Annotated in this window: 25 protein-coding genes; 16 read left to right on the forward strand and 9 right to left on the reverse strand. The window is 67.4% G+C overall.

Translation table 11 applies throughout. From position 1 onward, the window contains the following. The first annotated feature begins 110 nt into the window (after positions 1-110). Positions 111-3161 (forward strand): DNA translocase FtsK 4TM domain-containing protein, encoded by a 3051-nt coding sequence (locus tag ACPXB3_RS01455; protein ID WP_425726084.1) that lies wholly within the window; start codon positions 111-113, stop codon positions 3159-3161. Between the two features lie 234 nt (positions 3162-3395). After that, positions 3396-4388, forward strand: a complete 993-nt coding sequence (locus ACPXB3_RS01460; protein ID WP_425703374.1) for a TerC family protein — start codon at positions 3396-3398, stop codon at positions 4386-4388. A gap of 22 nt (positions 4389-4410) precedes the next feature. On the opposite strand, the gene ACPXB3_RS01465 is transcribed toward ACPXB3_RS01460, so the two are convergent. Continuing rightward, positions 4411-4698: a YciI family protein gene (locus ACPXB3_RS01465; RefSeq protein ID WP_425703376.1), complete on the reverse strand. Its 288-nt coding sequence runs from the start codon at positions 4696-4698 to the stop codon at positions 4411-4413. A gap of 26 nt (positions 4699-4724) precedes the next feature. Beyond that, on the reverse strand, positions 4725-5348 hold the full coding sequence (locus ACPXB3_RS01470; protein ID WP_425726086.1) for an amino-acid N-acetyltransferase: 624 nt from the start codon (positions 5346-5348) through the stop codon (positions 4725-4727). A 224-nt stretch (positions 5349-5572) separates the two neighbouring features. Here ACPXB3_RS01470 and pgsA point away from each other — a divergent pair, with 224 nt between their 5' ends. The 8 genes from pgsA to ACPXB3_RS01510 all read left to right on the forward strand — a co-directional run bounded on the left by pgsA (position 5573) and on the right by ACPXB3_RS01510 (position 11274). Further along, positions 5573-6283, forward strand: coding sequence for a CDP-diacylglycerol--glycerol-3-phosphate 3-phosphatidyltransferase (gene pgsA, locus ACPXB3_RS01475; RefSeq protein ID WP_425726088.1), 711 nt, complete (start codon positions 5573-5575; stop codon positions 6281-6283). Then, positions 6280-6453 carry a hypothetical protein gene (locus ACPXB3_RS01480; protein ID WP_425703382.1) on the forward strand — a complete coding sequence of 58 codons (174 nt, stop codon included), beginning with the start codon at positions 6280-6282 and terminating at the stop codon, positions 6451-6453. The genes pgsA and ACPXB3_RS01480 overlap by 4 nt, the downstream gene beginning before the upstream one ends. A 150-nt stretch (positions 6454-6603) precedes the next feature. Beyond that, positions 6604-6948, forward strand: coding sequence for a helix-turn-helix domain-containing protein (locus ACPXB3_RS01485; RefSeq protein WP_425703383.1), 345 nt, complete (start codon positions 6604-6606; stop codon positions 6946-6948). A 178-nt stretch (positions 6949-7126) separates the two neighbouring features. Continuing rightward, entirely contained in the window at positions 7127-7942 is an 816-nt protein-coding gene (locus tag ACPXB3_RS01490) for a PspA/IM30 family protein (RefSeq protein WP_425703385.1), read from the forward strand. A gap of 35 nt (positions 7943-7977) precedes the next feature. Beyond that, positions 7978-9222, forward strand: a complete 1245-nt coding sequence (locus ACPXB3_RS01495; RefSeq protein ID WP_425726090.1) for a glycosyltransferase — start codon at positions 7978-7980, stop codon at positions 9220-9222. Next, positions 9213-9407 carry a DUF3046 domain-containing protein gene (locus ACPXB3_RS01500; protein ID WP_425703389.1) on the forward strand — a complete coding sequence of 65 codons (195 nt, stop codon included), beginning with the start codon at positions 9213-9215 and terminating at the stop codon, positions 9405-9407. The genes ACPXB3_RS01495 and ACPXB3_RS01500 overlap by 10 nt, the downstream gene beginning before the upstream one ends. Positions 9408-9688: 281 nt before the next feature. Then, positions 9689-10729 carry a recombinase RecA gene (gene recA, locus ACPXB3_RS01505; RefSeq protein ID WP_425703391.1) on the forward strand — a complete coding sequence of 347 codons (1041 nt, stop codon included), beginning with the start codon at positions 9689-9691 and terminating at the stop codon, positions 10727-10729. A gap of 62 nt (positions 10730-10791) precedes the next feature. Continuing rightward, positions 10792-11274, forward strand: coding sequence for a regulatory protein RecX (locus tag ACPXB3_RS01510; protein ID WP_425726092.1), 483 nt, complete (start codon positions 10792-10794; stop codon positions 11272-11274). Between the two features lie 111 nt (positions 11275-11385). On the opposite strand, the gene ACPXB3_RS01515 is transcribed toward ACPXB3_RS01510, so the two are convergent. From ACPXB3_RS01515 to ACPXB3_RS01530, 4 genes are read right to left on the reverse strand one after another with little or no spacing between them, the layout of a single operon-like run. Next, positions 11386-12282, reverse strand: a complete 897-nt coding sequence (locus ACPXB3_RS01515; protein WP_425703394.1) for an amino acid ABC transporter permease — start codon at positions 12280-12282, stop codon at positions 11386-11388. Next, a complete protein-coding gene (locus ACPXB3_RS01520; protein WP_425726094.1) occupies positions 12279-12962 on the reverse strand; it encodes an amino acid ABC transporter permease in 684 nt (227 codons plus the stop codon). Before ACPXB3_RS01520 ends, ACPXB3_RS01515 begins: the two co-directional genes overlap by 4 nt. An 18-nt stretch (positions 12963-12980) precedes the next feature. Next, on the reverse strand, positions 12981-14036 hold the full coding sequence (locus ACPXB3_RS01525; protein WP_425726402.1) for a glutamate ABC transporter substrate-binding protein: 1056 nt from the start codon (positions 14034-14036) through the stop codon (positions 12981-12983). Positions 14037-14079: 43 nt separating this feature from the next. Then, complete coding sequence (locus tag ACPXB3_RS01530; protein WP_425726404.1) at positions 14080-14808, reverse strand: amino acid ABC transporter ATP-binding protein; 729 nt, start codon at positions 14806-14808, stop codon at positions 14080-14082. Between the two features lie 216 nt (positions 14809-15024). Between ACPXB3_RS01530 and miaB the strand changes: the two genes are divergently transcribed. Both miaB and ACPXB3_RS01540 read left to right on the forward strand, forming a co-directional pair. After that, positions 15025-16635 carry a tRNA (N6-isopentenyl adenosine(37)-C2)-methylthiotransferase MiaB gene (gene miaB / locus ACPXB3_RS01535; protein ID WP_425726096.1) on the forward strand — a complete coding sequence of 537 codons (1611 nt, stop codon included), beginning with the start codon at positions 15025-15027 and terminating at the stop codon, positions 16633-16635. Positions 16636-16813: 178 nt separating this feature from the next. Then, the gene (locus ACPXB3_RS01540; RefSeq protein ID WP_425703540.1) at positions 16814-17455 is read left to right on the forward strand and encodes a hypothetical protein; all 642 of its coding nucleotides are present in this window, start codon (positions 16814-16816) and stop codon (positions 17453-17455) included. A 54-nt stretch (positions 17456-17509) separates the two neighbouring features. Here the strand turns inward: ACPXB3_RS01540 and ACPXB3_RS01545 are convergent, their stop codons facing one another. Further along, on the reverse strand, positions 17510-18928 hold the full coding sequence (locus ACPXB3_RS01545) for a DUF349 domain-containing protein (protein WP_425726098.1): 1419 nt from the start codon (positions 18926-18928) through the stop codon (positions 17510-17512). A 263-nt stretch (positions 18929-19191) separates the two neighbouring features. Between ACPXB3_RS01545 and ACPXB3_RS01550 the strand changes: the two genes are divergently transcribed. The 4 genes from ACPXB3_RS01550 (at position 19192) to hflX (ending at position 23479) form a co-directional block, all read left to right on the forward strand. Further along, positions 19192-19950, forward strand: coding sequence for a hypothetical protein (locus ACPXB3_RS01550; RefSeq protein WP_425703401.1), 759 nt, complete (start codon positions 19192-19194; stop codon positions 19948-19950). Continuing rightward, positions 19932-20873 (forward strand): tRNA (adenosine(37)-N6)-dimethylallyltransferase MiaA, encoded by a 942-nt coding sequence (gene miaA / locus ACPXB3_RS01555; protein WP_425726100.1) that lies wholly within the window; start codon positions 19932-19934, stop codon positions 20871-20873. Before ACPXB3_RS01550 ends, miaA begins: the two co-directional genes overlap by 19 nt. Further along, a complete protein-coding gene (gene dapF / locus ACPXB3_RS01560; protein ID WP_425726102.1) occupies positions 20870-21847 on the forward strand; it encodes a diaminopimelate epimerase in 978 nt (325 codons plus the stop codon). The genes miaA and dapF overlap by 4 nt, the downstream gene beginning before the upstream one ends. Positions 21848-21952: 105 nt before the next feature. Then, on the forward strand, positions 21953-23479 hold the full coding sequence (gene hflX, locus ACPXB3_RS01565; RefSeq protein WP_425726104.1) for a GTPase HflX: 1527 nt from the start codon (positions 21953-21955) through the stop codon (positions 23477-23479). A 93-nt stretch (positions 23480-23572) separates the two neighbouring features. On the opposite strand, the gene ACPXB3_RS01570 is transcribed toward hflX, so the two are convergent. Both ACPXB3_RS01570 and ACPXB3_RS01575 read right to left on the reverse strand, forming a co-directional pair. Then, complete coding sequence (locus ACPXB3_RS01570) at positions 23573-23833, reverse strand: HPr family phosphocarrier protein (protein ID WP_425703406.1); 261 nt, start codon at positions 23831-23833, stop codon at positions 23573-23575. Between the two features lie 115 nt (positions 23834-23948). Next, on the reverse strand, positions 23949-26066 hold the full coding sequence (locus ACPXB3_RS01575; protein ID WP_425726106.1) for a PTS fructose transporter subunit IIABC: 2118 nt from the start codon (positions 26064-26066) through the stop codon (positions 23949-23951). Positions 26067-26135: the final 69 nt, after the last annotated feature.

Raw genomic sequence — 26135 nt, forward strand, 5'->3', positions numbered from 1 at the left:
CACCACGAACGCCGCCGATGATGCAGGTGACGTCACAAGTTCGACACGCGCCCGCGTTGCCGGTGTTGTCCGTGTGACTGGAGTGGCCACGAAAGACTAGTCTGTTCGTCATGGCTTCGAGAGCGAGCACCGGTACGCGCACGTCCGCATCTCGTGCGTCCAGGGGTAGCAAGCGCGGTACCCGCGGCGGGTCGACGAATTCGGGTTCGGCAGCGAAATCGAGCGTCACGTCCGGACGCACGTCGACGCCACGGTCGGCTACGTCCCGCTCGGGTGCGCGCAGCGCATCGGCCGGCACCGTCCGCGCCTCACGCGGGTCGCGGACGGGCGGCGCGACGCGTTCGGGCGCGGCGGCCTCGGCCGACATCTCGCGGCGAACTCCGGGCGCGGGTGCGGTCGGGGCCGTCGGCAAAGGTGTGGGCAAAGGACTCGGTGCCGGCTGGGGATTGCTGGCCCGGGGCGTCGGCGGTGTGGCGCGTGCAGGGTCGGGAGGAGGCCGCGCCCGGTCCCGCGACCGGAGAGAACCCGGATACGACGAGGTGGCCGACGACGCCGCCGATTCCGGGGGTTTCGACCAAGACCAGTTCGACGGCGAGTACGACGGTCGCGGTCACGTCGACGAAGGTCGGGGTGGACGGACTGGTGACACGACCGGCCACACCCACCGCCGCGACGGGGTCGCCCTGTTGATCCTGGCCGTGGCCGTCCTGATCGCTGCCGGGGTGTGGTTCGGTGCTGCCGGCCCCGCCGGGGCGTTCATCAACGCGCTGGTGCGAGCGATTGTCGGCAGCTTGGCGATCGTGGTGCCGCCGGCGCTCGTCGCGGTCGCGATCATCTTGATGCGACGCCCGCCCAATGCCGACCGTCGGGGCCGCTACGTCGGTGCCGGTCTGCTGATCGTGGCGCCGCTTCTCGGTCTGATCCATCTGATGGCCGGATCGCCGCATGACCTTGATGGGCGTTCATCGGCTGGCGGATTCCTCGGATTCGCGGTGGGCGCTCCGTTGACGGCCGGCGCCACCGCATGGGTATCTGTCCCGATTCTGTTGCTGTGCATTGCGTTTGGTGTGCTGGTGCTCAGCGGGCGGACGGTGCGCGATGTTCTCGATGGCGTGCGCGCCTATCTTGGTCTCGCCGCCGGGACCGACGAGTGGGATGACGAAGTGCCCTGGGACGCCGACGATCTGGATGGCGAGTACCCGGGGGAGGATGACCGGGATGATGCGGACTTCGGGGTCGGCGATCTCGATGCAGACGATCCGTTCACCACGGGTGGATCGCGGCGCGGCGCGGCCTCGCGGAATCCTGCCTACTCGCCCGATCCGTACGACAATTACCCTCCCGATCCGGCCGACGAGGGCGCGCGGCATGCGCGACGCGCCCGACGTCCCGCGCCGGTCCGGGCCGGCGATGTGTTGGCGACGGCGACGACCGAGCCACTCGGCGGCGCAACGACCGATCGCCTGGACGAGGAGACCACCGCACCGCTCGAGGATCCGGCGGAGGCGTCCGGGCCGCGCCGCACGGGCGGCCGGGCGGCGACGCCGCGCGGCGATGCGGCGCCGGTGGCCAAGTCCGCTCGTCGCAGTGGTCCGGCGCCGAAGGTGGCAACTCCGCAGGCCCAGTCTGATGACGCCGACGAGCCGTTCACCGTCGAGGCCGCAGAAGGCGACTACCGCCTGCCGCCCACGACACTACTGCTCGATGGCGATCCGCCGAAGCACGGGAGTCGTGCCAATGAGGACATGATCGACCGGATCTCCGGTGTGCTCGAGCAGTTCAAGATCGACGCCGCGGTCACCGGTTACACCCGTGGACCGACCGTCACCCGGTACGAGGTCGAACTCGGGCCGGGGGTGAAGGTCGAGAAGATCACCGCCCTGCAGCGCAACATCGCCTACGCGGTGGCCACCGACAACGTGCGTCTGCTCGCGCCGATCCCGGGTAAGTCGGCGGTCGGCATCGAGGTGCCCAACTCCGATCGTGAGATGGTGCGCCTGGCCGACGTGCTCAAGGCGCCGTCGACGCGCAAGGACGTCCATCCGCTCGTCATCGGACTCGGCAAGGACATCGAAGGCGACTTCGTCTGCGCAAACCTGGCCAAGATGCCGCATCTGCTGGTCGCGGGCTCGACCGGGTCGGGAAAGTCGAGCTTCGTCAATTCGATGTTGGTCTCACTGCTGACCCGCGCCACGCCCGAGCAGGTCCGAATGATCCTGATCGACCCGAAGATGGTGGAACTGACTCCCTATGAGGGCATCCCGCACCTGATCACCCCCATCATCACGCAGCCGAAGAAGGCCGCTGCCGCACTCGCGTGGCTCGTCGAGGAGATGGAGCAGCGATACCAGGACATGAAGGCATCCCGGGTACGCCACATCGACGACTTCAACTCGAAGGTCCGCTCCGGCGACATCACCACGCCGCCGGGTTCCGAGCGGGTCTACAAGCCGTACCCGTACATCGTGGCGATCGTCGACGAGCTCGCCGACCTGATGATGACCGCGCCCCGCGACGTCGAGGACGCGATCGTGCGTATCACGCAGAAGGCGCGTGCCGCGGGCATTCATCTGGTGCTGGCGACCCAGCGGCCCTCGGTGGATGTGGTGACCGGACTGATCAAGACCAATGTGCCCTCGCGTCTGGCCTTTGCGACATCGTCGCTGACCGACTCCCGGGTCATCCTCGATCAGCCGGGGGCGGAGAAGCTGATCGGTATGGGTGACGGGTTGTTCCTGCCGATGGGTTCGAACAAGCCGATCCGCATGCAGGGTGCATTCATCACCGACGAGGAGATCGGCGGCGTCGTCGATTACGCCAAGGAACAAGCCGACCCGGAGTACACCGAGGGGGTCACCGCGGCCAAGGCCGGCGACAAGAAGGACATCGACTCCGACATCGGTAACGACCTCGACGATCTACTGCAGGCGATCGAGTTGGTGGTGAGCAGCCAGTTCGGCTCGACGTCGATGCTGCAGCGCAAACTGCGGGTCGGTTTCGCCAAGGCCGGTCGACTGATGGATCTGATGGAGACGCGGGGCGTCGTCGGGCCCACCGAGGGATCGAAGGCCCGGGAGGTACTGGTGAAGCCCGACGATCTCGCCGGCGTGATCGCCTCGATCACCGGCGGCGGTGCCGATCCAGAACCCGCCGACGCGTGACGGCGGGACCGCGCATCACGCGAGGTGAACGGGACGAACCCGACATCGGGTAGGGTGGGCGGAGATCGAAGAGGGGAGTATCCCCATCTCGCGGTGTGTCCGTCAATACGGTCGCGGAACTGAGAAGGCGCCGATCGCCTTCGGTCCCGGCCCGGACACCGCGGTCGTTCACCGGCGGGAGAGACCTCTGGCATCGCAACCGTTTTGTGCTGCGCGCTGGAGGTAGATCGTCCCATGCACGTCTCGACCATCGTCTGGATCGTCACCTGTGCGGTGATCCTGGGCCTGTTCGTCTTCGACTTCTTCGCCCACGTCCGGGTTCCGCACGCCCCGTCCCTGAGAGAATCGGGCATCTGGTCGGCCGTCTACATCACGATCGCCGTCGTCTTCGGTGGCTTCGTGTGGTGGCAGTGGGGGACCACGTACGCCGGGGAGTACTTCGCCGGTTACGTCACCGAGAAGGCATTGTCGGTGGACAACTTGTTCGTCTTCGTCATCATCATGTCGAAGTTCGCCGTACCCAAGGAGTATCAGCAAAAGGTGCTGTTGCTCGGCATCGTGATGGCGCTGTTGCTGCGCGGGTTGTTCATCGCCGTCGGAGCGGCTGCGATCAATACCTACAGCTGGGTGTTCTACCTGTTCGGCGCCTTCTTGATCGTCACCGCGATCAAGTTGCTGCGCGAAAGCGATGACCCCGTCGACCACGAGGAGCAGCGCGAGTCGCGGCTCGAACGGCTCGTCAAGAAGTACCTGCGTACCTCCGATGAGTACGACGGCGACCGGTTGTTCACGCGCGTCTCGGGCCGCCGGATGGCGACTCCGATGCTGTTGGTGCTCGTCGTCATCGGCTTCACCGATATCCTGTTCGCGCTCGATTCGATCCCGGCCATCTACGGGCTGACCCAGCAGCCGTACCTGGTGTTCACCGCCAATGCGTTTGCGCTGATGGGTCTGCGCCAGTTGTACTTCCTGCTCGGCGGACTTCTCGACAGACTCGTCTATCTGTCCTATGGGCTGTCGTTCATCCTCGTGTTCATCGGCGTCAAACTGGTGCTGCACGCCTTGCACGAGAACGCGCTGCCGTTCATCAACGGCGGCGAACACGTATCCGTACCGGAGATCTCCACGCCGCTGTCTCTCGGTGTCATCATCGGCACCCTGGTCATCACCACGGTCGCGAGTCTGATCGGCTCGCGACGGCAACGGACGGGCCCGCCGACCGGGTGATCGGCGGCGCCGTCCGGGCAGGTCAGTCGTCGAATGGGCCGAATATCTGCTTCCATTCGACGATCCGCACGCCATCGATGGCCTGATGGGCGTTGAACGGGTCGTTGGCCATGAAGGCCTCGGCGTCATCGATGCCACCATCGACACCGATCAGGATCAGTGCACCGGAGCCGTCGGGGTACGGGCCGCTGGCGAGCACGTTACCGGCGCCGTATTCCTCGGACAGCCACTCACGATGGGCCGCGCGATGGGCATCGCGGACAGTCGCCTTGGCCGACTCGTAGGTGTAGTGCACTGCATAGATGGTCACGTAAGTCGCTCCTGGTTCCGTGGAAACTACTGTGTCGTCGGGGATTTCACCGGTCTGTGCGTTGTCTCGCCCGTCGGTGGGTCACCGAGGTCGGCCAGCATCCGGGTGTTGCCCAGCGTATTCGGTTTGACGTAGCTCAAATCGAGGAACTCCGCGACACCGGTATCGTACGAGCGGCACATTTCCTCGAAGACCTCGCGGGTCACCGGTGTGCCCTCGATCTCGGCAAACCCGTGCCGGCCGAAGAACTCCGTCTCGAAGGTCAGCACGAAAACCCGACTCAACTGCAACTCGCCGGCCACCTCGAGTAGCCGGGCCACCAGGCGATGCCCGATACCGCGCCCGGCGCACTGCGCATCGACTGCGACGGTGCGCACTTCGCCGAGATCGGCCCACAACACGTGCAGCGCACCGCACCCGACGATCCGGCCGTCGAGCTCGGCGACCCAGAACTCCTGCACCGCTTCGTAGAGCGTCACGAGATTCTTCTCGAGCAGGATGCGTCCGGCGTACTGGTCGATCAGCTCCTTGATGCGGGGCACATCGGAGGTACGAGCACGGCGGACGACGACCGAATCGCGTCGAATCGTGGTCGGATGCTTCGGGACGCTGCCCGGGTCGGGGACCTCGTTGCCGTCCTCACCGTTCATGGGTTCATCTTGCCTTCAGTTGTGCCCGGGCGTCACCTGAGGCCTGCGGGTGTGCGCGGTTGGCGGGGGGCCGACCCACCATGCTGCCGGACGCGTCCGTGATGAGAACGCGAGGATCCGCCGTCCGCGCATGTCGGATCGGTCGATACCCTGGTGAGCGTGCGAACGAACGACACGCGTCCGGTGGCGCCGGCCACCGGCGCCGGCGCCCGAGATGCGGTCTCATGACCGACCGGATGCGCCGGGCTGTCAACGAACGCGGGCTCGCCGACGTCGGGCGTGGACCCGACCACATCGCCGACCCCGTCGATTCGGTTCCGGTCGTCAACATCGCCAACGCACTGACCGTTTTCCGGATCGTGTTGGTGCCGGTCTTTCTGGTCGTTCTCTTCGCCGACGGCGGCCACCAGACCTGGTGGCGCATCGCGGCGGCACTGATCTTCGGGGTCGCCGCGATCACCGACCACGTCGACGGTCGCCTTGCGCGGGGACGCGGGCTGGTCACCGACTTCGGCAAACTCGCCGATCCGATCGCCGACAAGGCGCTCATCGGCTCGGCACTGATCGCCTTATCGGTTCTCGGCGAATTGTCCTGGTGGATCACCGCGATCATCCTCGTGCGTGAACTCGGGGTCACCCTTCTTCGGTTCTGGGTGTTGCGCCACGCCGTCATCCCGGCCAGCCGCGGTGGCAAACTCAAGACTCTCCTGCAGGCGATCGGTATCGGGCTGCTGCTGTTCCCGCTGAGCGGCGCCTTCCATCTGGTGGCCGTGATCATCATGTGGGTGGCCGTCGTCATCACCGTGGCGACCGGATTCGACTACGTGTGGCAAGCTCTCCGGTTGCGCGGCGCCGCCCGGATGCGGTCCCGCGATGGTGCACGCACGCCACAGACCATCGGACCGGTCACCGACGCAGGCACGGAGCATCGATGACCCGCGCGGCCGTGCCCGGCGCGACGCCGCGCCGGGCGCGACACGACACGTTCGGCCGCACCCACCTGACGCGCGGCGACCGATCCGATATTCGACTACTGTCGTCCACACGCGCGCTCGACGATGTGTACGTGCCGCTGCGGGAACGGGAAGGCATCGTTCGGCGTTGAACCCGACGATGCCGCTTGCCGGCACCCTCGACGGCCGAGGCGCCGAGTATTCCGGTCCCGGCACCGCGGCAACGGCAAGTGCGCGCACGGATCTGTGAGAAGGATGCGTGCGACCAAGACAAGCGCGAGAAGGACAAGGAGGAAACCCCGATGGCAATGCTCTTGCGAGAAGCGCTCGGTGACAGCCTGCGCCGCGTTCGTACCCTGCAGGGCCGGACGCTACGTGAGGTGTCCACCGATGCGCGGGTGAGCCTGGGTTACCTCTCCGAGGTCGAGCGCGGGCAGAAGGAGGCGTCCAGCGAATTGCTGGCCGCGATCTGCGACGCACTCGATGTCGAGATCGCCGATCTGCTCCTCGACGTGGGCACCACGATGCGACCCGACGATGCTCCGGTGACGGTTCCGGCCGCCGAGCGCGACGCGGCTATCGCGTCGAAGGTGGTCATTGCCGCGCCCGAGGTGCGCACCCGCGCGACGGCCCTGGCCGCCGCCTGACCCAGGCTCACCGGTTGCGCACGCATGCGGGTGTCGCGGGCTCCGAGCACTGCGCATTGGCTCCGAGCGCCGTGTATTCGATCGTCTGAATGCCGGCCTGCATCGTCCGGCCATCCGAGAAGCTAGATTAGTGTGCATACCGACGCGAAACCGCTCTGATTGGAGTTGACGAGAAGCTATGGCGAACCCGTTCGTGAAGATGTGGCGCTATCTGATGGCACTCGGCAATGCGAAGATCGATGAGAACGCCGATCCGAAGATTCAGATACAGCAGGCGATCGAAGACGCGCAACGTCAGCATCAGGCGCTTTCCCAGCAGGCGGCGTCGGTGATCGGCAACCAGCGTCAGCTCGAGATGAAGCTGAATCGTCAGCTCGAAGAAATCGAGCGGCTGCAGGCCAACACGCGGCAGGCGCTGACCCTGGCCGATCAGGCCAACGCGGCCGGGGACGCGCAGAAGGCGCAGGAGTACAACAATGCTGCCGAGGCGTTCGCCGCGCAGCTCGTCACCGCGGAGCAGAGCGTCGAAGATCTGAAATCGCTGCATGACCAGTCGTTGCAGGCAGCCCAGCAGGCCAAGCAGGCGGTCGAGCGGAACGCCACCGTCCTGCAGCAGAAGCTCGCCGAGCGCTCCAAGCTGCTCAGCCAGCTCGAGCAGGCGAAGATGCAGGAGCAGGTCAGCGCCTCGCTGAACCAGATGAGCGAGCTGTCGGTACCCGGGAACACGCCGAGCCTCGATCAGGTGCGCGACAAGATCGAACGGCGCTACGCGAATGCGCTCGGTTCGGCCGACCTCGCGAAGAACTCGGTGCAGGGTCGGATGGCCGAGGTGGAGCAGGCCGGTGTGCAAATGGCCGGTCATGCGCGGCTCGAGCAGATCCGAGCAGGTATGTCGGGCAATTCGTTGCCGACCGGAGGCGCAGCCGCCCCGGCGGCGCAGCCCGCGCCGGGACTGACGAAGCCGGCCGCCGAGCCGCCGCAGACGGGCAACTGAGCCCACGATTCACCGGTACCGCAGGCGGTGGACCGGTGCGGGTGGCAATTGTGGCCGGACCCGACGCGGGCCATGCGTTTCCGGCTTTCGCGCTATCGGAAAAGCTTGCCGCCCAACAGGTTCGGTCCATCGTGTGGACGGGCGTCCGGTGGCACGAGGTCGCCGGGTCTCGCGGCCTCGACGTTGCCGAACTACCAGATCTGCAAGTGCGTCCCGATGAGGATGACGAGGATGCCGGGGCAAAACTCGGTGCGCGGGCGGCACGAATGGCTGCCACGCTCGCCCCGATACTGGCCGTGCGCGGCATCGATCTGGTCGTCTCCGATGTCATCACCGTCGCCGGATTGTGGGCGGCCGAGTTGTGCGGGATACCCGCGATCGAATTGTCACCGCACCCCCTCTACGCACCTTCGCGTGGGTTGCCTCCCATCGGTGCGGGGCTGGCGCCGGGACGCGGGTTCGGCGGCCGACTGCGTGATTCCGGGCTGCGAATGGCGAGCAATGTCTCGGTCCGCGCGGGCGAGCGCCAGCGCGGTGCCGCTCGACGCGGGATCGGACTGCCCGCCACGCCGGTGACGTCGGTACCGCGGCTCATCGCCACCCTGCCGGCGCTGGAGGTGGGCCGGCCCGATTGGCCGGCCGACGCGCACCTGATCGGACCGCTGCTGTGGGAGCCCACCGAGGCCACTGTGACACCACCAGCCGGTGAGGCGCCGCTGGTCGTGGTGGCGCCGTCGACGGCGGCGATCGGTACGGCCGACATGCTCACGCACACGCTCGCCGGTCTGGATGAGCTGGCAGCGAGGCGCCCGCTACGCGTCGTCATCTCGGCTCTCGATCCGCCACCGATGCATCAGCGAGAGTCGCCGGGGTTGTCGGTCGTGGCCGGACTCGGACGTCAAGATCTGCTGGTACGGCACGCCGACGTGGTCGTGTGCGGCGGTGGCCACGGGATGCTCGCGAAGTCCTTGTCGGCGGGCGTTCCGGTGGTGACGGTGCCCGGCGATGGGGATCAATGGGAGTTGGCCACGCGAGTGGCCCGCCAGGGTAGCGGGGTGGCGGTACGCCCGGTGACGGCCCACGCCATCGCCGAGGCGGTCGCCTCGGTGCTCGATGACCCCGGATTCTCTCGCGCTGCGGCGCGCGCCGCCGAGTCGGCCATCGATGTCGTCGACCCGGTGCGCATCGTTCACGATGTATACCAACGCCATGTCGAAGGGTGTGTCCCCGGCGCCTCGCACGGTGGCCGGGCCGCCGGAGGAGTGCCCCGATGCGATTGACGGAGTTCACCGAACGGATCACCGAGCAATTCGGTACGGTCGCGGCGGATTCGATACTGACCGACCACGTGCTGACCGAACTCGGTGGTCGCACCGGCGCGCGGGCCATCGATGAGGGTGTCGATCCCCGCGATGTGTGGGTGGCGATCTGCCGCGACTTCGACGTTCCCCGAAATCGGTGGTGATTGCGCGTTCGAAATCGCGCCGGTCCGCGTGTCGGCTTGCCATCGAACACACGTTCAGGCAATCGTAGAGGGGTGTGGAACCAAGCCGCCGTCGCGTGCGTCGAAGGTCTTGTCGGGCGTGAACGGCGATCCCGGCGTGATCGTCCATCCCCGGCCATCGCCGGTTGCGTGTGCGATTGTGTCGGACCCCGTCGCTAACGTGCTCCACGAACCACCACCCGATACCGATGACCACCCGAACTCCGCCGGTCGCACCGGCGCACTGATACGAGGAGACCACCATGGCAGCACCCCAGGATCGTGAGAAGGCTCTCGACCTCGCCCTCGCCCAGATCGACAAGAATTTCGGCAAGGGATCGGTCATGCGGCTCGGCGAGGAGACCCGTCAGCCGATCGCGGTGATCCCCACCGGTTCGATCGCACTCGACGTCGCGCTGGGCATCGGCGGACTGCCGCGTGGCCGCGTCGTCGAGATCTACGGTCCGGAGTCGTCCGGTAAGACCACGGTGGCCCTGCATGCGGTCGCCAACGCCCAGGCCCAGGGGGGTATCGCCGCGTTCATCGACGCCGAGCACGCGCTCGATCCGGAATATGCGGCAAAGCTCGGTGTCGACACCGACGCACTCCTGGTGTCCCAGCCCGATACCGGTGAGCAGGCGCTGGAAATCGCCGACATGCTGATCCGGTCGGGCGCGCTGGACATCCTCGTGATCGACTCGGTCGCCGCACTGGTCCCCAAGGCCGAGATCGAAGGCGAGATGGGTGATTCGCATGTCGGTCTGCAGGCGCGTCTGATGAGCCAGGCGCTGCGCAAGATGACCTCGGGACTGAGCAACTCGAACACCACCGCGATCTTCATCAACCAGTTGCGCGAGAAGATCGGCGTGATGTTCGGTTCACCGGAGACCACGACCGGTGGTAAGGCGTTGAAGTTCTACTCCTCGGTCCGCCTGGATATCCGTCGGATCGAGACCCTCAAGGACGGCACCGATGCGGTCGGCAACCGTACCCGCGTCAAGGTCGTCAAGAACAAGGTTGCACCGCCGTTCAAGCAGGCCGAGTTCGACATTCTCTACGGCCACGGCATCAGCAAGGAGGGCTCGCTGATCGACATGGGTGTCGCCGAGGGCTTCATTCGCAAGTCGGGCTCCTGGTTCACCTACGAGGGCGATCAGCTCGGCCAGGGCAAGGAGAACGCCCGGAAGTTCCTGCTCGAGAACGACGATATCCGCGACGAGATCGAGAAGAAGATCAAGGAGAAGTTGGGCATCGGTGCGGTGGTCGACGCCGATGACGTCGCCCCGGCGCCGGTGGAATTCTGACCGGCGAGCGAGAATCCGGCAGGCGAGAACCAGGCGGGGCAAAGGGGCCCAGCGCCTGGGATGTGGCGTTGCGATTGCTGGGGGTGCGGGCCCGTTCACGCACTGAGATGCAGGATCGGTTGTCCCGCCGCGGTTTCGACGCCGAGGCCGTCACCGACGTGATGATGCGGCTCGACTCCGCCGGTCTTCTCGACGACGAGGACTTCGCCACCGAGTGGGTGCGGTCGCGGCATGCGCATTCGGCGCGTGGCCGGCTCGCGTTGCGCCACGAGCTCAAGGCCAAGGGGGTCGATGCGACGACGATCGAAAGCGCTCTCTCCGAGATCGATCCCGATGACGAGCGCGCCGCAGCGCGGCGTCTGGTGGACAAGAAGATCACCATCCGTGTGATGGAGGAGATCGACGACCGGGCAGAGCGGGAGAGACACTTTCGCCGGCTGGTGGCCATGCTGGTGCGTCGCGGCTATCCGCAGTCGTTGGCACTCGACGTGGTCGGCGAACAGCTCGACGCGGCCGGCCGGGCCCGCCAGATCGCGGACCCCTGAGCAAACTCCGCGTCATCGATGCCAACGATGGTCGGCAATCGCCGACGATGCCGGGTGCCGTCAGATGACGGCACCCGGCATCGGGTCCTCGGGGCAGCCCGCGAGTGTCCCTCAGCGTTGAAGGGGGCCGAATTCCGGCATGTTCTCCATCGCGCCCAGGTCGGTCTCCTCCGCGTCGGGTACCGCTGTCTTGCGGCGGCCCTGGCGTAGTGCCTTCTCAAGGCCGGTGGCCAGCGTGGAGAGGCCGAAGTTGATGACGATCATCACCACGGCGACCACGACGAGGGCAGGCAGATAGTTGCCGTAGTAGGACGCCGATTGAATCCCCGAGCGGACCACCTCGACGTATCCGATGGCGTAACCGAGCGCGGAGTCTTTCAAGGCGATCACCATCTGCGAGATCAGCGCGGGAAGCATCGCGGTGATGGCCTGCGGGAGCAAGATGATTCGCATCATCTGCGACTTGCGAAGCCCCAACGCCATCGACGCCTCGGTCTGCCCGGTGGGCAGGGAGTTGATTCCCGAACGCAGGATCTCGGCCATCACCGAACCGTTGTAGAGGGTCAGGCCGGTGACGACCGCGGCAAACGCCAGTTGGGAGGACGGGAACACTGCGTAGTCGGCGAACAGGTAGTAGGCGAAGATCATCAGGATCAGCACCGGGATCGCACGGAACACCTCGACGAACAGCCCGGCCACGGCCCGCACCCACAAGTGATCGGAGAGGCGCCCGATGCCGAGGACGGACCCCAGGATCAGCGCGAAGATGATGGACAGGAACGCAGCCTTGAGCGTTCCCCACAGCCCGGGCAGAATATAGGTGGTCCAGGTGGTCCCGGTGATGAAGGGATTCCACTTCTCCGAAACGAATTGGTCGTTGCCGGTGAGAACCACGATCACGTACGCCGCCACCGCGACGACCACCACCAGGAAGATGACGGCGATGATCGCGTTGCGGATGCGGCCCTTGGGTCCGGGTGCGTCGTAGAGAACCGTTGCGCTGCTCATCGTTTGACCGCCAGTCGCTTGGCGAGGTAGCCGAAGACGGCGCCCTCGATCAGGGTGATGACCATGAATCCGATGGCGATGATCACGAAGATCGCGATGATCTGATCGGCATGGTTCTCGATTTGCTCCTTCATCAGCAGTGAGGCCTCGGCGACGCCGATCACCGACGCGATGGTGGTGTTCTTGGTCAATGCGATCAGCACACTGCCGAGCGGACCGATCACCGATCGCAGTGCCTGCGGCAAGATGATGATCCCGAACACCTGGCTGAAGCCCAGACCCAACGACCGAGCAGCCTCGGCTTGTCCGAGGGGCACCGTGTTGAATCCCGAGCGCAAGGTCTCGCAGACGAAGGTCGCGGTGTAGAGGATGAATGCCAGCACCGCGAGCCGGAAGTTGTTGTTCTCGATGAAGGTGTCGTTGTCGGGGGCCAGTGCCAGACCGAGGTTCTGGTACAGACCCACCGAGCAGAAGATCACGATCAACCTCAGCGGGGTGTTCCGCACGATGTTGATGTAGGCGGCGCCGAACCAGCGCATCACCGGCACCGGGGACACGCGCATCCCGGCGAGAATGGTGCCCCAGATCAGCGCGCCGATCGCCGACCACAACGTCAACTCGAGGGTCACCCGGAAGGCGGGCCACAGTTGCGGACCAATGTCCGACCACAGTTCATTCATCGGTTATCGCCTTCTTCCTCAGCCGAGTCCCGGTGGGCACGGGGTGGATGTCGAATTGACTATCTTGTCCACCGCCTGCGGGCCGGGGTCGGGAAGGAACTTGTAGTTCGAGTCGGGTGCGGCCGCGCGCGCCATCATCTCGTCGACGTACTGGTTGCCGATCGCCTTGCGCAAGGCCGACTCCCACGCGGATTCACCACCGTTGGGTCCCGAAGCGAGCATGGCGTGCAGGGCTTCGTCGGCGGCGGCGAGCGCCTCGGGATGATTCTGGGCCATACCGATTCCGTAGTTCTCGGTGGAGAACGGGGTACCGGCTTTCTTGAGGACCTTTTTGCCGCTGCTCGAGACGCAGGCATTCTTGGGATAAGTCATGCCGACGATCTTGAATTCGTCGGGAAAGAAGTTCGCATACCCGGCGAGGATCACCTCGTCGGTGGTCAGCGCGTCCACCTTGCCGCGTCGGACTGCCTCGACGCACGACGAGTAGGAGTCGTATTCCTGCAACTGCACGCCGGGTAGTTGGGCCTTGACGTTCTGTGCCGAGGTCGAGCCGGTCACCGAACACAACCGCTTGCCCTTGTTGAGATCGGTGAGTGAGGTGATCGAGTCGTCGTCGTCGCGTACGAGCAGCGCCTGATAGTTGATCAGATACGGGCCGGCGAAGCTGACCTGTTTGGCTCGTGAAGCGTTGATCGAATAGGTGGCCGCGATCATGTCGACCTCGCCGTTGTTGATCAGCGTTTCGCGTTGCGCCGAAGGTGTTTCGCGCCAGGTGATCTGCGGGTGCGCGACGCGGAGCTTATCGGCGATGAAGTTCACGACGTAGGTCGACACCGCCGGGTCGAACCCGGTGACGCTTTTGTCGGGATTGCGGATGCCGAGGCCGGGCTGGTCATATTTGGTTCCCAGCACCACCTTTCCGCTCTTGATGGACTCGAGGAGGTTGCGCGGTTCGGTGCTGCCGCAGGCGGTCAACGATGCGGCGAGCACGGCAGCCACGACGGCCACCACTGAGATCGCTGCGATCGGCCTGCGCTGCCATGGCCTGCGGGCCTGTGCCGAGGTCCGGCGCATACGTCTGCCCGGTGTCGCCGGTGAGTCGGGAGCCATGGGCATCTCAGTGGCCCAAGATCTTCGAGAGGAAGTCCTTGGCGCGATCGGACTGCGGGTGATCGAAGAAGGACTCCGGATCGGAGTCCTCGACGATCGCCCCATCAGCCATGAAGATGACGCGGTCGGCGGCCCTGCGCGCGAAGCCCATCTCGTGGGTGACCACCAGCATCGTCATGCCCTCCTTGGCCAGGGAGACCATCACGTCGAGCACCTCGTTGACCATCTCCGGGTCGAGTGCCGAGGTGGGCTCGTCGAACAACATGATCTTGGGATTCATGGCCAGCGACCGGGCAATCGCGACGCGCTGCTGCTGTCCGCCCGAGAGCTGTGCCGGATACTTGTCCTTCTGGCTCGCGATCCCGACGCGATCGAGAAGCTCGAGCGCCCGCTTGGTGGCCTCGTCCTTGCCCTTCTTGCGCACCTTCATCGGTGCAAGCATGACGTTCTGCAGGATCGTCTTGTGCGCGAACAGGTTGAACGACTGGAAGACCATGCCGACGTCGGCGCGCAGCCGGGCGAGATCCTTGCCCTCGGTGGGCAAGAGCTTGCCCTCGATGCGGATCTCGCCGCTGTCGATGGGCTCGAGACGATTGATGGTCCGGCACAGCGTGGACTTGCCCGACCCGGACGGGCCCAGTACGACGACCACCTGTCCGCGCGGCACCTCGAAGTTGATGTCGGAGAGCACATGCAGCTCACCGAAGTGCTTCTGCACATGCGTCATGGCGATCATCGGCGGTGCATCGGCGGCGCCCACCGGATCGGGCGCCTGAGTCGGGGATTCGGTCATACGTCAGAACCCTAATAGGGACGAAGGATGCCGTCGCGGCAAATGCGGCAGCCCGGTGTCGTCGGTGTCGTCCCGGCGGGTGAGCGCCGGCGGCGAACCGCCCGGCAGCGATCGGACGGCCCGGCGGGCGATTTGCCCTCGACCCGTACTCTGGACCAAGTGAGTATCGACCTGTCCGATTCCGTATCGACCTCGCCGAATGCCGGTTCGGCGGGCGGTGCCGCGCGCCGCTATCAGGTCCGCACGTACGGCTGTCAGATGAACGTTCACGACTCCGAGCGGATCTCCGGCCTGCTCGAGGAGGCCGGTTACGTCCGCGCCGACGCGGACGAGCAGGCCGACCTCGTCGTGTTCAACACCTGCGCGATCCGGGAGAACGCCGACAACAAGCTCTACGGGAATCTGTCCCACCTGGCGCCGGTCAAGGCGCAGCAGCCCGGAATGCAGATCGCCGTCGGCGGGTGCCTTGCGCAGAAGGACAAGGATTCGGTGCTGCGCCGGGCGCCGTGGGTGGACGTGGTGTTCGGCACCCACAACATCGGTTCGCTGCCGGTCCTGCTCGAGCGGGCCCGTCACAACGAACAGGCGCAGGTCGAGATCCGCGACTCGCTGGAGGCGTTTCCGTCGACACTGCCTGCCAAGCGCGAATCGGCGTATGCCGGCTGGGTGTCGGTGTCGGTCGGCTGCAACAACACCTGCACCTTCTGTATCGTGCCGTCGCTGCGCGGCAAGGAGATCGACCGCCGGCCCGGCGATGTCCTCGCCGAGGTAGCGGCGCTCGTCGACGCCGGGGTGGTGGAGGTGACGCTGCTCGGCCAGAACGTCAACGCCTACGGCATGTCCTTCGCCGACCCCTACACGCCTCGTCATCGTGGTGCGTTCGCCGAATTGCTGCGCGCCTGTGGCGACATCGAGGGCCTCGAGCGCGTGCGTTTCACCTCGCCGCATCCGGCCGAGTTCACCGACGACGTCATCGAGGCCATGGCGCAGACAGCCAACGTGTGCCCCCAGTTGCACATGCCGTTGCAGTCAGGGTCGGACCGCATCCTGCGGTCGATGCGGCGCAGTTACCGGCGCACCAAGTTCCTCACCATTCTCGACAAGGTGCGTGCCGCGATGCCGGACGCCGCGATCACCACCGACATCATCGTCGGCTTCCCGGGGGAGACGGAGGAGGACTTCGCCGAGACCCTCGACGTGGTCGCCGCGGCCCGGTTCGCGAGTGCGTTCACCTTCCAGTACTCGCCCCGGCCGGGCACCCCGGCCGCCTCGATGGACGATCAGGTGGCTCCTGAGGTGGTGTCCGATCGATACCGGCGGCTGATCGAGTTGCAAGAGCAGATTTGTCTGTCGGAGAACCGCGCCATCGTCGGGCGGGAGGTCGAGTTGCTCGTCGTCGCCGACGAAGGACGCAAGAGCGCCCACTCGCACCGCATGACCGGCCGCGCCCGCGACGGACGTCTGGTGCATTTCCGGCCAGACGATGCGGCGGCCATCCGTCCGGGCGACGTGGTGACCACCGTGGTGACCGGCGCGGCGCCGCACCATCTCATCGCCGACGCAGGTATCGGCCGCCACCGGCGTACCCGTGCGGGCGACGCCCATGCACAGAGCCGGACACCGACCACCCCGCCGGTTGGTGTGGGACTCGGGATTCCCGGTGTCGGACCGGCGCCTGCGGAGCCGGCGAGTGACGGCTGCGGTGCCGGTGGGTGCGGCGCTGGGCCATCGGTACCCGCCGGCCAGACGATGGCGGCGCCAGGACAGTGAGGACGGCATGAGCACGCAAGAGCAGGGTCCGGTCGAAGACGGCGCGCACGAGGAGCCGTTGCCGAACGAGTCGTCGCATAACGAGATCACCCAGAACGAGACGAGCCCGAACGAAGACTCGCAGGCCGATGCGGCGCCGCACGTGAGCTCGAGGGGTGACAAAGCGCTCGACGAGCTTCTGGGCGGGGAGAGCGCGCGGCGTTCGGCCGAATCGGCGAGCCTCGCCGACCTCGCCGGCTACGAAGACGATCTGCGCCGGGCCGAACGCAAGGTGGCAGGCGAGATCGACCCCGGTCCGCGTGGCATCGTCGTCGCGGTGGCGGTGCTGCTGGCCATGGTGTCGCTGGTGTTGCCGCACACCGGATCCGCCAGCGGCATCGACGTGCTGACGATGTCCCCGGATGCGGTCGCCGAACGGGTCGCCATCACCTCCCGGGTCTTCGTCTATCTGCTCCTGATCTTCGGGATCGGCGCATCTATGCTGGCACTGCTGACCCGGCGGTGGATCATCGCCTGGATCGCCCTGTGCGGCTCGGCGGTGGCCTGCGTGGCCGGGATGCTCGCCTGGTGGACACGCAACACGCCGGGTGTGGGCGGGATGCAGCCGCCATCTGGGGTGGGTATCGGTCTGATCCTGGGATGGATCGCGGTCTTCGTGCTCACCTTCCATTGGGCTCGTGTGGTGTGGGCGCGCAGCAACTATCACCTCGCGCTGGCGGAGCAGCGGCGCGTGGAGGCGGCCAAGCGTGAGGCGGCGACCCGCCGGATCGCCGGTCGCACCGACATCCGGCCGCCGTCCGCCGGTGAGCCAGGGGCCTGACGGCCGGGTCTGCCGGTTGCCGGCGCTGACTATCGTCCGGTGCGCCGGGCCTGCTCAGCGCTCCGTGATCGCGCTCTGGGCGGCCTGCGCCCATTCCTGCCACTGCGCGGCCTGCTCACGGAGTTTCGCGGCGTCGCGGTCCTTCCCGCGTTCCTCGGCCTTGCGGGCCTGATCCTCGAGTTGCGCGGCCCGGTCGGCGAACTGCGCGGCGCGTGCCTGCGCCTCGGGATCGGTGCGCTGCCATTGGGAGTCCTCGGCATCGCGGATGCGCTTCTCCAGCGCCCGTGCCCGGTTCTCCAGCGAGTGCATCTGTTCGCGGGGAACCTTGCCGATCTCGTCCCACTTGTCCCGGAAGTTGCGGAACTCGCGGCGTGCGGCATCGAGGTCGGCGGCCGGGTCGATGACGGCCTCGGCGTGGGTGAGCAGTTCGAGTTTGGCTTGTCCATTGGCCGTGAACTCGGCGTCGCGCTCGGAGGCGACAGCGTTGCGCGCGGCGAAGAACACGTCCTGGGCTGCCTTGAATCGTTGCCACAGAGCTTCGTCGGCGTCGCGTGGCGCGCGTCCGGCGGCCTTCCACTCGGTCAGCAGGTCGCGAAAGCGCGCCGACGTCGGTGCCCAGTCGGTCGATGACGACAGTTCCTCGGCCTGTCCGATCAGCTCCTCCTTGCGGGCCTTGGCGCCCGCGCGGACCCGGTCGAGCTCAGCAAAATGCGCACCTCGGCGCCGGTTGAATGCATCGCGTGCCTTCGCGTAGCGCTTCCACAAGACGTCGTCGGTCTTGCGATCGATGCCCCTGATCGACTTCCATTCGGCGAGGATCGTGCGCAGCCGGTCACCGGATGGCTTCCACTGTGTCGACTCGGCGCCTATCGTCTCGGCCTCTGCGGCAAGTTCTTCCTTGCGGGCGATCGCGGCCGCGCGGGTTGCCTCCCGCTCGGCCTTGAGGGAATCGGCGACCTCGTCGGCCGCACCGACGATCGCCGAGAGCCGCTTCTCCAACGCGTCGACGTCGCCGATCACCGCTGCATCGGTCAATGTTTCCAGCAGGTGTTTGGCGGCGGCCTGCGACTTGTGTGGGTCGCCCGAGCGGGCGGCGAGCCGTTCCTCGAGGATTTCCACCTCGGTGGCGAGATCGTCGAAGCGACGTCCGAAGTGGTCGAGTCCCTCGTCGACCGAACCTGCCTGCCACGACCCGATCTGCCGTTCGCCCGATGACGTCTTGAGCCAGACGTTGCCGTCGGTGTCGATCCGCCCGAAGCGGTGGGGGTCGGTGTGTGGCAGTGGATTCGGGGTGACAGCTGGTGTGGGCACCTGCGTGGTCGGGCCCGGATGCGGGCGTGGCCGTGGTCCCGGTCTGGGTCCTGGGCGCGGCCCCGGTTTCGGGGTCGGTCCGGCGCTTCCGGCCGGCGCGTCGGCGCGCTCAGGGGCGCCGCCATGGTCCTTGTCGGTGTCCCCGACGTGTCCTTCGCTCATGTGCAGGTGGCCCTTTCCCGCCTTGTGGTGCCGCGCGTCACGGCTGCCGGTTCACTCCGATCCCGGACCGCGTCGCGTGCGTCCGGGCTTGGTCCATTCAAGCAGCTCAGTGTCCGCAGTGGTGATCAACGGGACCAACCCGCCGGCCCGTCACCGATCAGCGGTGGACATTTCGCTCGATTTCCGTCCGGAATGTCTATCGCCGCGCGCCTCGACCGGCGGCCGCGACGTCGATGAAGCCGGCGGTCCGATAGCGTCGGGATGTGTTCAGCTGCGCGGTGTTCGTCCCGACTGCACCCCTGCTGGTGCCCGAGCTCGCCGGTCCCGATGCCCATGACACGGTGCCGGTGCGGGCCGCCGCGCTGGCGGCGGCGTCGGAGTTGGCAAAGCGCGCCTCGCGCTGGGTGGTGATCGGTGCCGATGATGGTGTGAGCTCAGCGGATGCCGATCTGTCGAGCGGTGCCGCCGGCGTCGCGGCCACCGGCACCTTCGCGCGGTTCGGCGTCGATGTGCGGGTCGCCTTCGAGGAGAGCCGCATACCCCGGGCAGCCACGGCCACGGCCCGCATGCCCCTGTCGATGCTGATCGGGGCGTGGCTCCGGGGACAGGCGGGTGCAGTGCACGCGAGTGCGGTCGTCGTGAATCCGGCGGCGAGCGCGGGCGACTGTGCGGACCTCGGAGCGCGTCTGGCGGCGGCAGTGACCGAGTCGGACGAGTCCATCGGGGTTCTCGTCGTCGGCGACGGGGCGACGGCGCTGTCGCCGAAGGCGCCCGGCGGTGGGCTGCGCGAATCGGCGGTGCGGCTACAGGAGCGGATCGACGCCGCGCTGGCAAACGCGGATCTCGGGGTGCTCGGTTCGCTCGACGCCGACGAGTGCCGTGCCGAGGGGGTGAGCGGCAGGGCGGCCTGGCAGGTGTCCGCCGCCCTGGTCGCCGACATTCCGGTGCGCGCCGAATGTCTGTACGCCGACGCACCTTTCGGGGTGGGCTACGTGGTCGCCCGGTGGTCGGCGACATCGTGAACTCACGCGCCGCCGAGCAGGGCCCGGTGCCGGTGGCCGTCGTGGGCCCGACCGCGGTCGGCAAATCCGATCTCGCGCTCGACCTCGCCGAGGCCCTCGACGGCGAAGTGATCAACATCGACGCGATGCAGCAATACCGCGGCATGGACATCGGCACCGCGAAGCTCCCGGTCACGCACCGGCGTGGCATCACCCATCACCAGATCGACGTCCTCGATGTCACCGAGCTGGCCACGGTCGCGCGCTATCAGGCGTCGGCGACCGCCGACATCGAAGCCTTGCTCGCGGCCGGCCGCACGCCGGTGATCGTCGGCGGGTCGATGCTCTATATCCAGGGGCTCCTCGACGACTGGCAGTTCCCGGCGACCGATCCGCAGGTCCGGGCCCGATACGAGGCGATGCTCGCCGACGTGGGCGTCGCCGCCCTGCATTCCGAGCTCGCACGGGTCGACCCGGCCGCGGCCGCGGCGATTCTCGACACCGACGGACGACGTATCGTGCGCGCCCTCGAAGTCGTCGAACTCACCGGTCGGCCATTCGCGGCGTCGGCGCCGAAGATCGGTGAACCACGTTGGGGCACAGAAATATTGGCCCTCGACCGGGAGACGGCCGACCTGGACGACCGGATCGCCCGGCGGACGGCGGCGATGTTCGCCGACGGACTCGTCGACGAGGTGGCAGACCTGGTGGGCAAGGGACTGCGGGACGGCCGTACCGCACGCCGCGCGATCGGATACGCCCAGACGCTGGCCGCCCTCGATGGCGAGTACGACCTGGCGCGCGCCGAGGAGCTCACCTTCATCGGCACCCGCCGCTATGTGCGTCGCCAGCGTTCGTGGTTCCGGCGCGACCACCGGATCGTCTGGCTCGACGCGGCCACCGCCGACCTCACCGCCCGCGCACTGGCTACCCTGGAGCGGTGACGAACAGCGCACCGGCCGCCGGCCCCGGACCGCGGGCCGGCCGCGACGAGTCCGGCCCCGACGAGGCGCCTGGCGCGGCGGTCCCGCTCGGCGAAGGCCTCTCGTTCGTCAAGGGGCACGGCACCCAGAACGACTTCGTCATCCTCACCGATCCGGCCGCCGAGCTGACCCTGGGAGCCGAGTTGGTGGCCGCCCTGTGTGATCGCCGGCGTGGCCTGGGTGCCGACGGACTGCTGCGAGTCGCCCGAACGGGTGCGCTGGTCGCGGTGGGGGTGCTCGACGCACTGCCCGACGGGGTGGTTCCCGATGACTGGTTCATGGATTACCGCAACGGCGACGGCTCGATCGCGGAGATGTGCGGCAACGGGGTACGCGTCTTCGCCCATCATCTGCGCTCATCGGGCCTGCTCGACGTCGACGAGTTCACCGTGGGTTCCCGCGCCGGCGCCCGCCCGGTGGTGGTGCACAGCTGGGATCGGCTACGCGCCGATGTCAGTGTGCAGATGGGCCGGGTGCGCCTCGGGGCGGAGTCGACGGCGCGCATCGGCGACGACGTCTACCGCGGGGTGGCAGTCGACGTCGGGAATCCGCATCTCGCGTGCGTGGTCCCCGGACTCGACGCCGCACGACTCGCCGAGGTCGACTTCGGACGTGGCCCACTCATCGACTCCGAGGTCTTCGGCCACGGCGCCAACGTCGAATTGCTGACCGTGCCCGAGACCATCGACGGCCGGTTGCACGCCCGGATGCGGGTGTTCGAGCGTGGCGTCGGCGAAACCCGCAGCTGCGGAACAGGTTTGGTTGCAGCTGCGGCGGCTGTTCTTGCGTATCGCGGCGAGCAGACGGGTGAACTGGTGATCGACGTGCCAGGCGGACGGGTCGAGGTGACCGTCCACACCGACAACGCGTGGCTGCGCGGGCCGTCCGAACTCGTGGCCGACGGCCGCCTGCGGGCGGGCTGGGACGGACTCTGACCCGACGCGCCGGGGTCCGCGCCCCCCGTGAACCCGAACGCATGAACCCGCGACAGAAATATTCGTGTGCGCTGCGCCGTTGATCCGTGTGATCATGGAAGGCGTATGACCGAATCAACACAGACTTCGTATCCCGCCGCCGAGCAGAACCCGGCGGCCCACTCGCAATCGAGCACAGCGGGCCAATCGAGCACAGCGCGTGCGGCGACCGTACTGCACCCGGTGCCCGGTGTCGGAGACGACCCGACCACCGGCGACCTCCAACTATCCGAACGCGCGTCCTTGCAGCGTGTCGCCGGTCTGTCGACCGAACTCACCGATGTCAGCGAGGTCGAATACCGCCAGCTGCGTCTGGAGCGCGTCGTCCTCGTCGGCGTGTGGACCGAGGGCACCGCGGCCCAGGCACGGGCGGCGATGACCGAGCTGGCGGCGTTGGCCGAGACCGCCGGTTCGGCGGTGCTCGACGCCGTCATCCAGCGGCGCAGCGCACCCGACCCGGGCACGTACATCGGCTCGGGCAAGGCCGATGAACTGCGCGAGGTCGTCCTGGCGACCGGCGCCGACACCGTCATCTGTGATGGTGAACTGACGCCGGGCCAGCTGACCGCCCTGGAGAAGGTGGTCAAGGTCAAGGTCATCGACCGCACCGCACTCATCCTCGACATCTTCGCTCAGCACGCGACCTCCCGAGAGGGTAAGGCGCAGGTCTCCCTCGCCCAGATGGAATACATGATGCCGCGACTGCGCGGCTGGGGTGAGTCGATGTCGCGTCAGGCCGGTGGTCGCGCCGGCAGCAACGGCGGCGTGGGTCTGCGCGGACCCGGTGAGACCAAGATCGAAACCGATCGACGCCGCATCCGCGAGCGAATGGCCAAACTGCGTCGTGAGATCCGCGACATGAAGACGGCACGGGTCACCAAGCGGTCGGCGCGTACCCGCAGCGCGGTGCCGCGAGTGACCGTCGCCGGTTACACCAATGCCGGCAAGTCGAGCCTCGTCAACGCGATGACCGGCGCCGGGATGCTGGTGCAGGACGCCCTGTTCGCGACGCTCGACCCGACGACGCGCCGCGCCAGTCTCGACGACGGCCGTGAGGTCGTCTTCACCGACACGGTCGGCTTCGTGCGGCACCTGCCGACGCAGCTCGTCGAGGCGTTCCGCTCGACGCTCGAAGAGGTCGTGGACGCCGACCTGGTGTTACACGTCGTCGACGGCAGCGACGAGTTCCCCGCCGAACAGATCGCCGCGGTGCGCCGGGTCATCAACGAGGTCGTCGCCGATGAAGGCGCGCGCACTCCGCCGGAGCTGTTGGTGATCAACAAGATCGACGCGATCGACCACACCCGGATGTCCGAACTGCGGGCAATGGCCCCCGATGCGGTGTTCGTGTCGGCGCGCACCGGTGAGGGGCTACCCGAATTGTTCGACCACGTCCGCGAATTCGTGGGACGCAGCGATGTTGAGCTCACCCTCTCGGTGCCGTATGCGCGGGGCGAGGTGATCTCACGAATTCACCGAGAAGGTGAGGTGCTCTCATCGGCACACGATGAGCACGGCACCGTCGTGCACGCCCGGGTGCCGCGAGCGCTGGCCGGCGAACTCTCGGATCTGGTGGTCGCCACGGCCGGCTGAGCCCTCGCGCACCTAACGGCCTCGGCCCGACACCTTCTCACCGCCGGTCCCTCCTGGGACCGGCGGTCAGTCGTATACGGACTTGCCGTCGTGTCAGTCGGCGTCGAGATCGGTGGCGACGAGTTTGGCGATCGCGTCGACGGCCCCGGGGTCCTCGGCGGTCACCACCACGTTGGTGCCCTTCTCGGCGCCGAGCGTCATGATCATCAACGCCGACCCGGCGTCGACGGGCTCGCCGCCCTCGATGGCCAGCGTCACCGGTACGCCGGCATCGGCGGCGGCTTCGGCGATGATGGTCGCGGGGCGGGCGTGCAGTCCGACGGCAGAGCCGACGGCGACGGTGGTACTGGCCATGATGAGTACTCCTTGATCTTCGGATGCAGTGGAAACAGTATGTGCGGATTGGTGATCGGTGGGGCCGGAGTGCACGGACCGGTGGGCGGAAACATCCGCCCACCGGTCCGGGAGGTCAGGCCGCGACGGTCTCGAGTGGCGCGACCTCGGTGTGTTCAGGGTTGCGGCCCCACTGCTTGGCAGCGACCACACACACCGCCGAGAGTGCGGTACCCGCGGCCAGCGCCACGAGGAACCACCACCAGGCGTTCATCGCGAAGAAGACGAACACACCCCCGTGCGGGGCACGCAGTTGCACGTCGAAGGCCATGATCAGGGCGCCCGACAGGGCGCCGCCGGCCATCATCGACGGGATCACCCGCAGTGGGTCGGTGGCCGCGAACGGGATGGCGCCCTCGGAGATGAACGACGCTCCCAGAAGCCAAGCCGCCTTTCCGTTCTCACGCTCCGGCTCGGTGAACAGCTTCGGGCGCAGCACCGTCGAGGCCAGGGCCATCGCCAGCGGCGGCACCATACCTGCGCACATGACCGCGGCCATGATCTCCAACTGTGCGGCACCGCCGATCGCGAGGCCGGTCGTCGCGAACAGGTAGGCTGCCTTGTTCACCGGCCCGCCGAGGTCGACGCACATCATCAGTCCGAGCACGATGCCCAGCACGATGGCCGATCCACCGGTCATGTGGCTGAGGCCGTTGTTCATCGCGGTGGTGAGCCACGCCAGGGGTTTGCCCAGGAACATGAACATGATCGCGCCGATGATGAGACTGCCGAAGAGGGGAATGATCACGACCGGCTGCAGCCCACGTGCCCACTGCGGCAACGGAATCCGGGAAATCCACAGGCAGATGACACCGGCCGCGAGGCCGCCGACGAGTCCGCCGATGAAGCTTGCGCCGACGGCGACCGATACCAGGCCCGCGACGAAGCCGGGGGCGATGCCGGGGCGGTCGGCGATCGCGAAGGCGATGTAGCCCGCGAGCGCCGGTACCAGCATCCCCATCGCCAAGGTCCCGATCGCGTAGCTCACCGCCCCCAGATAGGTGCCGAGCCCGCCGGCGGGTAGATCCCACAGACTGTTGTGCAGCGCGATATAGGCGCCGTCGGTCATGGTCTTGTCGATGTTCTTGTTGCCGATCTGATAGCCGGCGAGCAAGAAGCCCAGCGCGATGAGCAGACCGCCCGCCGCGACAAACGGGATCATGTAGCTCACACCGGTCATCAGCGCCTGCTGGACCTGCTTGCCCAGGCTCAGGCCGCCTCGCTCGGTGGCGCCCGCCGCGGCGTCGCCGCTCTCACCCGCCCGTACCACTGCGGCGTGCGGATTATCAGCGGCGGCAAGGGCTTCGGCGATCATCGCATCCGGCTCGTTGATGGCGCGCTTGACGCCGGACTCGATCACCGGCTTGCCGTGGAAGCGGTTCTTGCCCTTGACACCCACATCGGTGGCGAAGATGACGGCATCGGCACCGGCGATGACGTCCGGGGTGAACGGGGTGGTCCCCGAGGAGCCCTGCGGTTCGACGTGGAAGTCCACGCCGGCCCGCTCGGCGGCGTATTTGAGGGCATCGGCCGCCATGTAGGTATGGGCGATTCCGGTGGGGCAGGCGGTGATCGCGACGATCGACCGGGGCTTGTCGGCTCCGGCCTGGCCGGCGGGTGCGGTGTCTCGACCTGCCGGGGTGCCCGCGGCCTTCGACGTTGCCGCTGCCGCCGTTGCCGCCGTTGCCGCCGTTGCCGCTGCGGCCGTCGGCGCGGTCGGGCCCGGGGTCCCGGCGGCGGGCGGGTTGATGGCGTCGTCGACCAGTGCGACGACCTCGTCATCGGTTGCCGCGGCGCGCAGGGAGGCGACGAAGTCGGGACGTACGAGGGCGCGAGCCAGCGAGCTCAGCAGCTTCATGTGCTCGGCGGCACCGCCCTCGGGGGCCGCGATGAGGAATACCAGGTCGGCCGGACCGTCCGGGGCGCCGAAGTCGACCTTCGGCGACAGCCGGGCCATCGCCAGGCTCGCCTGTGAGACCGAGGCGGCACGGGCGTGGGGGATCGCGATGCCACCGGGCAGTCCGGTGGCGGACTTGGCCTCGCGGGCGAGCGCCGCGCGGGCGAGTTCGGCGGGGTCACCGGTGCGGCCGGCCGCACCGAGATTCTCCGCGAGATGGTTGATCACCGACGACGGGTCGCCGCCGGCGTCGACGTCGAGATTCACCGTCGATGTGGTGATGATCTGCTCGGACATGGTCTTCCTTTGCTGGTCTTGCTCTGTGGGGAGGTGTCGGCGTGGGGTGGGCGGGTCTGCGGATGCCCG

This window comes from Gordonia sp. DT219 (assembly GCF_049847065.1).
Lineage (GTDB): Bacteria > Actinomycetota > Actinomycetes > Mycobacteriales > Mycobacteriaceae > Gordonia.